We start from the raw sequence: 11,920 nt of genomic DNA, 5'->3' as shown, positions 1-11,920 counted from the left end.
TTGACAAAATCGAATGACATCTTTAGTATCCATATAATCAAGACAATTGAGAATCAATTTCATTCGATCCCTACATATTCCTATAGAAAAGAGTGAACAGAATGCTTCGAAGGTTTTTTTCCTACTATCGTCCGTATAAAAAACTATTTATATTGGACTTCTCCTGCGCTGTTTTTGCAGGTCTGCTAGAACTAGCTTTTCCGGTAGCTGTCAATAAATTTATTGATGATTTGCTCCCCGGTCAAGATTGGCCGCTGATACTCATTGCTTGTGTCGCGCTTCTAGCTATTTACGCCTTGAATACGGTAATGCAATATATCGTTACTTACTGGGGCCACATGCTTGGTATTAACATCGAGACCGATATGCGTAAAAAAATGTTCAATCACATCCAGAAACTATCCTTCCGATTTTTTGATAATAATAAAACAGGTCACCTAATCGGACGTATCACCAACGACCTAAATGATATCGGCGAGGTGGCGCACCATGGTCCTGAGGATGTATTCATTGCCATCATGACACTCGTCGGAGCTTTTATCCTGATGGCTGATATTAACCTGAAGCTGGCGATTATTACTTTTATTATCGTTCCAATTATGGCTTGGGTGATCATCTACTTCGGACGCAACATGACTTCCACCTACCGCCAGCTATTTGGGAATGTAGGTAGTTTCAATGCCCGTATCGAAGATAATGTGGGCGGAATCCGGGTTGTGCAATCTTTTGCCAATGAGCAGCATGAACAAGCGCTATTCGCCGTAGATAATCAAATGTTCCGTAAAACTAAGCTTCTTGCTTATAAAACCATGGCCAAAAGCTTATCCGTCAGCTATATGATGACCCGCCTCATTACGATCCTTGTGATGATCAGCGGTGCTTGGTTCTTCATCAATGGCGAACTTCAAATCGGTGAGTTTGTGGCATTTATTCTGTTGTCCAATATCTTTTTCCGTCCGATCGAGAAGATCAATGCCGTTATCGAGAGTTATCCTAAAGGAATTGCCGGCTTTAAACGTTATCTAGAAATTATTGATACGGAGCCGGATATCAGCGACAAGCCGGATGCTGTAGAGGTAAGCACTTTACACGGTGATATCATCTTCCAGAATGTCTTTTTCGGATACGACGAGGACCGTCCGGTTCTGCAAAATATTAGCCTGAAAGTAAAAGCTGGCGAAACGATTGCTTTTGTGGGACCTTCTGGTGCAGGTAAAACAACCATCTGCAGCCTGCTTCCTCGTTTCTATGATGTCACTGGCGGGGCTATCACCATAGATGGCATCGATATCCGTGACATGAAGCTAGAGTCGTTACGTAAGCAGATCGGGATCGTGCAGCAGGATGTATTCCTGTTCTCCGGTACGATTCGTGAGAATATCGCCTACGGAAAGCTGGATGCGAAGCTGCCTGAAATCTGGGAAGCTGCCCGGCGTGCCCATCTGGAGGATCTCATTCAGAATCTACCCGAAGGCATGGATACAGTGATCGGTGAGCGCGGAGTAAAGCTGTCCGGTGGACAGAAGCAACGCCTAGCGATCGCCCGCATGTTCCTGAAGAATCCGCCGATCCTGATTCTGGATGAAGCTACCTCCGCGCTAGATACAGAAACGGAAGCAGCGATTCAGCAATCGCTGGCGGATCTGTCCGTGGGTAGAACCACACTCGTCATCGCCCACCGATTGACGACGATTAAGAATGCCGACCGGATCATGGTCGTGAACGAAGAAGGCATTGCCGAGCAAGGCCGCCATGAAGAGTTAGTCCATGCCGGCGGCATATACAGCCGGCTGCATCAGGCGCAGTATAACGCCTAAGGACGTTATCTAGAGCTTCTGAAGAATGATTGATTCAGCTTCTGGGATTTTCAAAAAAAGCAAGCCTAGTCCCACGTCATTGGCGACTAGGCTTGCTTTTTCGTACTTCTCATCTATTTCCTGCATGAGGGCTAAATTGGTGAGTTAGGGAGTATTGGAGTTTAAGAGTAATAGGGAGTTATAGGGAGTTATAGGGAGTTATAGGGAGTTATAGGGAGTTATGGGCTTTTGGATTCGTGGGAATGAAAATTAGGGAAATCCTCCCCAATTTCATCGATATTACGGTCCTGATTTCAACAATTAGGGAATTCCTCCCCTTAAATTCACCTAATTAGCTCATTACAGTGGATTTCAGGCGATTTTCAGGGAGAAATTCCCTATAAAGCTTAAAATCCAGCGAAAATCCGCAATTTTTAGGGAGGATTTCCCTAAAATCAAAGACAACACAATCTAAACACTCGCTCAAACACAAACTATTTTCATCTGCGCCCAATTCGATAATTAATCCTCCGCGTTTAGGGTATCAAACGACCAAACTCATCCGTCCCTAGCATAAATAGAAACTTTTCAATGGTTTTGAAGGACGAAAAGTGAATCTCGTATTTCCATTCTTTATGTACAGATGTTAATCAATTACTGGTTTTTCCTTCGATAATATCATTATTAACATTAAAAATATTAAAATAGAATTCTCAAGCTGGGTAAAGTACTGATAACTAACCATGTAATATTGTACCTTAGCTTCCTCGTCTTTAAAGCCATCATGCAAGACATATATGTAAGAAATATTGATGCTGAATACATTAAGAACATCTGCCTTACTATTTCTTCATCCCAATCTTCAGTTTTCAGCTTCAAAAGATAGATAGTTATAAAATGCAAAAAAACAACAAATAGAACTTGCAGAATTGCTTTAATCCTAGTGTTCTTAAATTCACCTTTCACTCTACCACCTCTTTATTTAATAACAGTTTTGATTACCGATAGATTAATCCTCTATTTTAAATCTTTTTAAAAAAAGAAGGAGCCGTGTAATAAACACGACTCCCTCTTAGTATAAACCGCATCAAAGGCGGCATATGTGACATGATCAGCGATAGACCGCAATCCACCGTTTATTTCTTCGCAATATGCACTTTAAGCTGCTTGCCCTTTACGGTCGTCTCTCTCATCGCTTGCAGTACCATAGCACCCTTACCGTTCAAAATATCCACATATGTCACATTGTCCTGAATTGAGATAATGCCGATATCTTCGGCGGACATCCCCTCAAGCTTCGCGATAGTTCCTACAAAGTCCACGGCTCTTAGCTTCTTTTTCTTGCCGCCGTTGAAGTACAGCTTCATGATCTCTTTGTTCAAGCTTTCGCTTTTGTCCTTCTTGCGGACAGGCTGCTTGTTAATCTTCTGCTCAAACGCTTCCTTCGCGTAAGCAACGGCATCATCTGAAGGTGCTTTCATAGTTGGGATGCTGAAGCCTATATAGCCTTCAATGTCCTTCACCCACTTTTGCTCATTTGGAGTGACAAAAGTGATCGCTTTACCCGTCTTACCTGCACGAGCGGTTCTGCCTGTACGATGTACATAGCTTTCTTTTTCCAGCGGAATATCGTAATTAATCACGTGGGTGATGTTCTCGATATCAATCCCTCTAGCCGCCACATCTGTAGCGATTAGATAACGGAACTGCCCTCTTTTAAAAGCGTTCATGACCTCAAAGCGCTCGTCCTGCTCCATTCCCCCGTGGATCTTATCACAGGGATATTCCAGATCAGCCAGCCCTCTAAATACCGCATTCACCTGTTCTTGTGTGCGGCAAAAGATAATACAGCTGTCCGGATTCTCCACCGTAATAATATCGCTCAGTAGCGAGAACTTGGCAGCTTGTCTCACTTCGATCAATGCATGCTCAATTGTAGCGGTTGTAATTCCACTTGCTTGTATCTCAATTTCCACCGGATCGCTCATATATTTCCGGCACAAATTCTTAATCACTTCCGGTAATGTAGCGGAGAAAACACAAGTCACTCGTTCTTTTGGCAGCTGCTTAATGATCTTTTCGATCTGCTCAATGAACCCCATGCTCAGCATTTCGTCTGCTTCATCGATGATCAAATACTTGATCCGATTTAGCGGAAGCGTACCTCTTTCAATATGGTCGAACACACGTCCAGGCGTACCTACGACAACATGTGTTTTTTGAGTAAGCTCAATTTTTTGTGGAGCAAAGGGCTGCTTACCGAAAAGAGCCACAGCCTTAACCCGTTTAAATCGTCCAATGTTGGTGATATCCTCTTTCACTTGCATGGCAAGCTCCCGAGTAGGCGTTAGAATCAAAGCCTGCGGCTTATTCTCCACCCAATCCACCAAATCACAGACCGGGATTCCGTAAGCTGCCGTCTTTCCACTACCCGTTTGCGATTTAACGATCAGATCCTTTTGCTGAAGAGCTACAGGGATCACTTTACTTTGAACTTCTGTTGGCGTCTCATATTTCAGAACATCCAGCGCTTTAATAATGTCTTCGTTTAACTCATAATCTCTAAATTGCAATTCACTCATCGTTCAACCTCTTCTATGCCGATTGTTCTGGTTAAAGCGGAAACTCCGCGATCCTTCATCTTGTGCATACTTATCATTATAACAGCTATTGGCTCCCTTGATTCCATTCCTTATAGAACTGGTCCAGATAATTAAGCATAAAATCATGCCGTTCTTCTGCTAACTTGCGTCCATAGGTTGTATTCATCAGGAATTTTAATTTTAATAACTTTTCATAAAAATGATTGATAGCTGTTCCTTTGCTGTAATCCCTGTACTCCTTTTGAAGCGATTTATCTCTTGGAGACACTTCCGGATCATAAGCCGGACGACCTTTCGCCCCTGAGAAAATAAAGGTTCTGGCAATCCCAATGGCCCCAAGTGCATCAAGTCGATCGGCATCTTGGACGACTTGGCCTTCAAGAGTCTGCATCGGTTCTCCCCCGCCACCGCTAAAGGACATCGTCTCAATAATCATCATAATATGATTAATTTGTTCCTCATTTGTAAGATATGAAGAAAGCCAAGTACGTACTTTATGCAAACCTTCTTCTTTAGACGGATTAAGCTTCTCGTCAGCAACATCATGCAGCAAGGCGGCCATCGTGCAGACAAATACATCTGCGCTCTCGATCTTGGCAATTTCAGCGGCGGTGTTGCGCACTCTGTCGGAATGCCACCAGTCATGACCCGTAGTATCTTGTCCCAGTTGTTCTTTAACAAAATCTTCGGTCCGAGCTATAATTAAAGATTTATCCATCGTAGAAAAACTCCCTTTCCGTAAGGAATATCGAAGCCTTATTATAGCTGATAACTTATCCATTCGCCCACTAGAAATCGAACCTAATATAAATTCTTACTTGCATGACTCGGAATGATCCGCTATAATCGGCAGTATCAAATTTTCGAAGGGAATTGGTTCTGGTGAATACAAATACAATCATGCTGAATCAACTTCATTATTATCACAAACAGCGTTAGCATTCCTGAATTTTTTCAGGGAGGCTAACGCTACTCGCGTTGGCCTCCCTGCGGCATAGATACGCGCAGGACCAAGAGGTCCTGCGCGTTTTTTATTTTCTAAACTATGCCAATTCAAAGGAGCTACTAATGATGCAAAACATTAAAGGAACTTATGACTACTTCGGTAAAGAGCAAGCGCTCAGAAAGAACATTCAAAAAACGCTGCAGGATTTGTTCGAACTCTATGATTTTGAATCTATGGACACCACATTATTAAACGAACTGGAATTATTAACCTCGAAATATGCAGGTGGAGATGAAATTCTCAAGGAAATGTACCAACTCTCGGATCAAGGCAACCGCAAGCTAGGGTTACGCTATGATCTGACGATTCCTTTTGCTAAAGTGATCGCATTAAATCCAGGGATAGAGTTCCCCTTCAAAAGGTATGAGATCGGAAAAGTGTTCCGAGATGGACCCGTAAAACGCGGGCGTCTGCGTGAATTCCTACAATGTGATGTCGATGTGGTCGGCATTTCCGGCCCTGAGGCTGAAGCTGAGCTAATGCAACTGGCTACTGAAGCTTTCCGCAAGCTGGACATTCCTATCATCCTAAAATGGAACAATCGACGTTTTCTCGGTGAGATTCTAGCATCCATCGGCGTACCTGCAGAAGCGCAACTTTCCGTTATGCTCACCCTTGATAAACTTGAGAAAATCAACATTAATGGAGTGGAGAACGAGTTAATTGGCAAGGGGCTAGAATCTGCAACCATCGCAGCGATTCTTGCGCTTATCGAAATGGACAATCCAAACTTTGAGCAGTTATGCGACAAATACAATCTTACAACACAACCGGGTGCGTCAGAGGTTCTCGTCCTACAAAATCTAATCCACAACATTGGACTACAAGATACTTGCCGCTTCGATCCTTTCTTATCACGAGGTCTTTCATTCTACACAGGAACAGTTTACGAGATCTTTGATGCATCGGGTTCCTTTCCCTCAAGCTTGGGTGGTGGAGGCAGATATGACGCGATTATCGGACAGCTAGTGGGCAGAGAGGATATTGAATATCCTACGGTTGGGTTGTCTTTTGGTATGGAGTCAATCATGACGCTCCTGGCAGAACGACCTACCCAAGAAAATAGTGCAGCTAATGTTATGGTCATTCCCATTGGTGAGACACTACCACAAGCTTTGATTGCAGCGGCTGAGCTGCGTGCTTGTTCTATAAGAACCACTCTCGTATCTGGTAAAAGAAAATTAAAAAAGCAACTCGCCACAGCCTCATCCAAAAACATCCGTTACGTAATACTGATCGGCGAAAGCGAAGCAAGTGATGATAAGGTGCGTTTGAAGGATATGGCGGAACAAACAGAGGTTATCGTTCCGCTGGATGAAGCTATTTACCTCATCACTGGCTAAGCTGGTATTCACTTTAAAAAGATCTCATAAAAAAAGACCCCGCCGACGGCCGGCGGGGTAAAGTTTATATTTAAGGGAGGTTATATATGTACTATAACCTTGCAAGCTTAATATTTTATGAATGACGGATAAAGATTCCCTTAATCCTTCTTAGATCTTAAACCGATCTACCAGCGCCTGTAGCTCCTTGGCACTTTGGGTATTCTCGTCAGCCACCGTAACTTCATGGAATGTCTTCTCAACGATATCAGCCGTCTTCACCGCAATATCCTGAATCCCAATAGCCCCCTCATTTACTGTAGCAGCCACTTCATTGACCGCTATAGAAATACTAGATACCGCCATACTTAGATGATCGGCCGCGGTCTCGAATTGATTCATCAGCAAATTCACTGTAGTAGCATCTCTGTTATATTGCTGACTTACCTCCGTTAACCGCTCATAATCTCCAAGAACATTCTGGTCAATAAAAGCAAGTAACGCCTCTGAATTTTCCTTCATTAGTTCAACAGAAGCATATACACCTGAAACGACCCCTTGAATCCCAGCCGCAGTCTCTGACGATTTCTCAGCCAACTTGCGGATTTCACCAGCTACAACAGCAAAACCTCTACCCGCCTCACCTGCTCTAGCCGCTTCAATCGCTGCATTCAAAGCAAGCAGATTAGTCTGACTAGTAATCGATAGAATCGTATCCGCCAGTACATTAATCTCCGAGATCGCATTCGACTGTTCAATTGCTTTTTCCATATCGATACGAACAGATTCATACACTCGCTTCGCATTATCCGTAGACTCTAACGCCTCATCTTGTAACTCCATCGCCCGCTCACTGATCTGTTTGGAAACTTCCGCGCCTTCCTTTACATTAATGGAGATCTCGGATACATTAACATCAATTTCAGTAATCGCTGCCGTCATCTCTTGTGTTGAAGCTGCTGTCTCTTCCATCCCTGCCGAAAGCTGCTGTGTTGTTGCCGAATTGTCATGAGCATTCTCCCGCACATCTATAGACAGCTTTTCAAGAGTCTCCGCATTATCAAGCACCTTGGTCGAGATCGTGATTAGACTACTCGCCATATCACGAAGAATAACCCGTGTTCGGAGCATCGCAATGGCTATCGTACCTGTTTCATCTTTGTTTTTCGTCAGATACTCGTACTGGGAGTCATACGTCAAATTCAGCTCTGCCGTTCTATTTATCAAATCTGTCAGTTTAGTAATCGGTGAAGAGATTTTTTGGGCAAAATATAAAGCAATCAACAATGCAATAATCAAACTTCCTGCACCCAGCAACAGATTAAAGCTTCTCATCTCGTTCACTGGTTTTACAATTTCATCTAAATTTGCGGTTAGCCCAAGCAACCAGTGGGTCTCAGGCATAACGGTGTAGGCTGATTTTTTATCCACATCATTATATGTATAGCTAAGTAGGCTATCTTCTACTTTTTCACCAGATTTCACACGCTTCACCACAGCCATGATCTGATCATTGGCAACAGGCTGTCCTACTTGCTTCTTATCCGGATGGTATAGTGTATTCCCATTCTCATCGAGAAGATAAGCATACGAAGTCGTTGTATTTACTACTTTTGCATCTGCTAAATACTTAATCATACTATCTGCAGAAACCGCTGAAGCAACATATCCAATCATCTTCCCGTTACTCTTAACCGGATGCACAAAAGCCACCACATAAGCCCCAGTAGATTTTGATTTTAGCGTTTCGCTAATGACCGGCGCCGCGGTATCCATAACTTTTTTCGTATAATTTCTTTCACTAAAATCCGTACCTATAAGCTTAATGTCACTATCAGCCACAGCGATGCCTTTCATATCACTGACAAAAGCATGTTCAAGGTTCCCAGCATCCTTCACAATTCCCTGAAGGCTGATATTCACCTCATTCTGTAGCTCACTCCCCTTGGCGACTCCACCATTCCCTGCTTGGAGTAATAATTCGACAATTTCCGACCTTCCGGCAATAAGCTCAATACTTCTCTGCTCCTTCGAAATCATAGACGATATGGTCTGAGCTTTATTCGTATTGACCTGCTTCATAGAATTCTCAGTAAGGCTCACAATTGCCTGAGTTGACCTTAAATATGTAAAAACCCCCATTACAGCAATACATAATAGGGTCACACCTATCATCATAAGTGATAGTTTAAGACGAATCTTCATTTTTCCTCATCCTTCCGACTACTGTTCATTAGCGAACAATGCAATTGTAAATAATACAACTACTATCGGATATGACGATAAATTAGTGAATATTGATGAAGCGAAAATACGGAAAATATCAAAAAATGTCGAATTTTTGCATATAAATGCAGGAAAAACTAGTTCTACTAGTTTGGTCGCCTTCTTCATACTAGTTATTAAGACCTGTTTTAACTCTATGATGAAATAGGTGGTTCTGACTGGGACGCCGGGGTAACTTGCGTGATTGCACCATCTGTTAAGGGGTGTTTAGTGTTGCTACGTAAAAATAGACCAGACATCGCAGCGAGAATTTGCTGAAATAACATTCCTGAAATTACGGGGAGCGCGACAGCCGGAGGGAAATATTTTACTGCGAGCACAGCTCCCGCGCTTAAATTACGCATGCCGGAATTAAATTGCACAGCCACAGAATTTTCATAGCTAAAACGGAAACGGCGTGATACTAATGCTCCGATTACATATCCAAGAACCACGGTTAAGAAGGTTACGCCAATAATAATTGCCAATTTACTATCCGGGTGTTTCAGATAACGGGCAATGCTGGCACCATTAATAGAAACGACCATGAACAACCCAATCTTTACAAATGGGGAAAGCGGAGGTCCACATACCGTATTCACCTTACCTTTTGTCCATTGATTCAGAAGCATCCCGACCATTGAAGGAATGACAACCATCCATAGGAGCCCTTTCATCATTTCCCCAAGTTGAATCTCCACACTTGCTCCCATGAGCAAATACAAGGTACCCGGAACGACAATCGGTGACAAGAGCGTATCGATCAGAATAATTGCCAAAGTTAATGCAATATTCCCGCCGTATATGGATACCCACACCACGCTAACGACACCCGTTGGGATCGCAAACAACAGTACAAATCCAGTCACTGTGTAAGGATCTCCCGGAAAAACAGCACTTGCAACGAGCCAGCCAATGAGCGGCATCACGATATGAAGAATAATCATCAACACGATCAGCTTCTGTGGTTTCAGCAGTACGCCCAGCAGATCTTTGAGATTGGATTTCAAGCTTCCGATCAATGTCATAAAAGCGAATATCCAAGGGACGAGACCTGTGAATGGTAGCAGTCTGCTTTCATTAAGTACGCCAACGACGATGGCAGTAGGGGTTAATAATGGCATGATTTTTTCGAGTACAACATTGGATTTGATGAGTCCATTTTTTATATTCGTAAGCATGTTTCGCACACCTTATGTATGGATGTCATACATTCCTTATCCGCAAATTTATGTTGTAGCAGTCTCTATAAGCTTACAGAAATCATACAGGACTTTCCATTAATCTACTACACAAAAAAGGAACCAATTCTTTAAATTGGCTCCAAGTAGTAATTTTATAGAAATGCTTAACGATTTAAACCCCTTGCGGAAACAATGCATCCAGTGCTGGACATGGCAGTTTATCCAGAAACTGAGCCAAAGGCGCTGGCATGTTACTGTATAAGTCCTTCAGTGAGGTTCCCTGATAAATGTTGCCAATAATAACGGGATGACATAATTCAGAGATCAGGATGTCCCCATTTCCATGTAGATGAAGCTGTTTCTTGCCCTCTATGCAATGTGGAAAATAAACGCCCTGTTGTTCCTCGAACCCAAGCATATCCATAAAACGGTCCATGCAAGTGAAATACAAAATCGTATCCTCTTTCTTCATAGCGATCAGTTCACTCACAGCATTCTTTAATTGTTCGCGGGCAGCTATAGACTTCCAGCCTGTATGATCCATGATAATACTGTTCTGAATCTCATGTGTTCTAACACCCATCGCGTAGACATGATCGCTGATTTCCTTCATGTTATCCTGAGTTTCGCTGAACAACAGCGTCTCCAGCACCGTATCTACACTAGATGCCGCGAACATAGTAATGTTCTCTCTAATTTTCTCATAGATGCTTGGATGAATATTATAATAACGAGAGAAGGCGTCCGCAGTAGTAAAATTGAAGGAAATATGTATCGTCGTTAATCCTGCCGCGACCAATTGATCAATCCTTTCAGCATTTAAAAGACTGCCGTTCGAATTCAGCTGTGTCTGAATCCCTCTGGATGAGCAGTAGTTTACAATCTCCACACAGTCATCGAACTTTAATGTGACCTCGCCACCTGACAAGCGTACTCTTTTCAGATCAGGAAGCTCTTCAAGAATTCGGATAACCTCTTTAGAATTGATGCTTTGTCCATCATTTCTATTATACGCACAACAATAATCGCAGCGGAAATTACAGTTCGAGGTAACTCCTATTTCTAAGCCTTCCAGCTCATAAGTAAGCGGTTTGTCTAATTCCAATGCTTTATATCTCATACTTTAAAGTCCTCCTGAAAAATAATGATTTGATTCAAGGGCTCAATCTTAGAGATTATAAAGGTTTATGGATTAGGTTAATGTGAGGTTTATAACAGTCGAAGTGTGTTTGAGAAATCCAGGGCAGCAGCTTCAGTCGTAACTCCGGAATGTTTAGACTTCCGGAGACAGCCTATGCTTACGAAGTGAGCTTTCCTACGGAAAGCTTTCGGGCGGTCGCTATCGCTTCTACAGTTCCAAACTTCCCTTCGTCACTACTTAGCTGATCTCATTTTTCGTAATGCTTTCCTTCTTCGAAAGAGTTGCCACCTGATGGTATCCACACACTCTGGTGAATTTTCTTCTCATTTACGACTGAATAAACATAAATCCAACCTTCTTCGTTTTTAAATCTAACTTGTAAATGATAAGGATTTAGTGATTGAGCTGTTCTGTTTTTCGGGATACTTGATAATCAATCCAGTAGGGGCGAATAGCGAAGGATAATAGCAGAAGTACAGTTATTGAAGATACTATAATTAAACCAGACTTCCTAATCTGACGGGGTAAAAACAAGGCTACTCCAAATATAATGAGGACAAAAACAACCGCAACATAACCCTCCTCTGAATCAGGCTTCTTTCG

At 42.6% G+C, this 11,920-nt stretch carries 7 protein-coding genes; 2 read left to right on the top strand and 5 right to left on the bottom strand.

Annotated features, from left to right (window positions below):
• The first annotated feature begins 101 nt into the window (after positions 1 to 101).
• A complete protein-coding gene (locus MHB64_RS10465; RefSeq protein ID WP_341134368.1) occupies positions 102 to 1,817 on the top strand; it encodes an ABC transporter ATP-binding protein in 1,716 nt (571 codons plus the stop codon).
• Positions 1,818 to 2,932: 1,115 nt separating this feature from the next.
• On the opposite strand, the gene MHB64_RS10460 is transcribed toward MHB64_RS10465, so the two are convergent.
• Together MHB64_RS10460 and MHB64_RS10455 are read right to left on the bottom strand one after the other, a co-directional pair.
• Positions 2,933 to 4,378: a DEAD/DEAH box helicase gene (locus MHB64_RS10460; protein WP_341134367.1), complete on the bottom strand. Its 1,446-nt coding sequence runs from the start codon at positions 4,376 to 4,378 to the stop codon at positions 2,933 to 2,935.
• Between the two features lie 85 nt (positions 4,379 to 4,463).
• The gene (locus MHB64_RS10455; RefSeq protein ID WP_094878869.1) at positions 4,464 to 5,117 is read right to left on the bottom strand and encodes an HD domain-containing protein; all 654 of its coding nucleotides are present in this window, start codon (positions 5,115 to 5,117) and stop codon (positions 4,464 to 4,466) included.
• Positions 5,118 to 5,470: 353 nt separating this feature from the next.
• Between MHB64_RS10455 and MHB64_RS10450 the strand changes: the two genes are divergently transcribed.
• Positions 5,471 to 6,748 carry a histidine--tRNA ligase gene (locus tag MHB64_RS10450; protein WP_341134366.1) on the top strand — a complete coding sequence of 426 codons (1,278 nt, stop codon included), beginning with the start codon at positions 5,471 to 5,473 and terminating at the stop codon, positions 6,746 to 6,748.
• Between the two features lie 150 nt (positions 6,749 to 6,898).
• Here the strand turns inward: MHB64_RS10450 and MHB64_RS10445 are convergent, their stop codons facing one another.
• The 3 genes from MHB64_RS10445 to MHB64_RS10435 all read right to left on the bottom strand — a co-directional run bounded on the left by MHB64_RS10445 (position 6,899) and on the right by MHB64_RS10435 (position 11,296).
• On the bottom strand, positions 6,899 to 8,932 hold the full coding sequence (locus tag MHB64_RS10445) for a methyl-accepting chemotaxis protein (RefSeq protein WP_094873359.1): 2,034 nt from the start codon (positions 8,930 to 8,932) through the stop codon (positions 6,899 to 6,901).
• Between the two features lie 215 nt (positions 8,933 to 9,147).
• Entirely contained in the window at positions 9,148 to 10,173 is a 1,026-nt protein-coding gene (locus tag MHB64_RS10440; protein WP_341134365.1) for a bile acid:sodium symporter family protein, read from the bottom strand.
• 175 nt (positions 10,174 to 10,348) lie between these two features.
• Complete coding sequence (locus tag MHB64_RS10435) at positions 10,349 to 11,296, bottom strand: radical SAM protein (RefSeq protein WP_094878873.1); 948 nt, start codon at positions 11,294 to 11,296, stop codon at positions 10,349 to 10,351.
• Between the last annotated feature and the right edge of the window lie 624 nt (positions 11,297 to 11,920).

The sequence above is a fragment of the Paenibacillus sp. FSL K6-2859 genome (assembly GCF_038008265.1).
Taxonomy (GTDB): domain Bacteria; phylum Bacillota; class Bacilli; order Paenibacillales; family Paenibacillaceae; genus Paenibacillus_AQ; species Paenibacillus_AQ nitricinens.
The sequence above is the reverse complement of the archived record's forward strand: the minus strand, read 5'-3'. Positions and strand labels throughout refer to the sequence as shown.

Excerpts from the sequence above, each read along its gene's own strand:
- MHB64_RS10460 (WP_341134367.1), bottom strand. The coding sequence starts at position 4,378 with ATGAGTGAATTGCAATTTAGAGATTATGAGTTAAACGAAGACATTATT.
- MHB64_RS10435 (WP_094878873.1), bottom strand. The coding sequence starts at position 11,296 with ATGAGATATAAAGCATTGGAATTAGACAAACCGCTTACTTATGAGCTG.
- MHB64_RS10465 (WP_341134368.1), top strand. The coding sequence starts at position 102 with ATGCTTCGAAGGTTTTTTTCCTACTATCGTCCGTATAAAAAACTATTT.
- MHB64_RS10450 (WP_341134366.1), top strand. The coding sequence starts at position 5,471 with ATGCAAAACATTAAAGGAACTTATGACTACTTCGGTAAAGAGCAAGCG.
- MHB64_RS10440 (WP_341134365.1), bottom strand. The coding sequence starts at position 10,173 with ATGCTTACGAATATAAAAAATGGACTCATCAAATCCAATGTTGTACTC.
- MHB64_RS10455 (WP_094878869.1), bottom strand. The coding sequence starts at position 5,117 with ATGGATAAATCTTTAATTATAGCTCGGACCGAAGATTTTGTTAAAGAA.
- MHB64_RS10445 (WP_094873359.1), bottom strand. The coding sequence starts at position 8,932 with ATGAAGATTCGTCTTAAACTATCACTTATGATGATAGGTGTGACCCTA.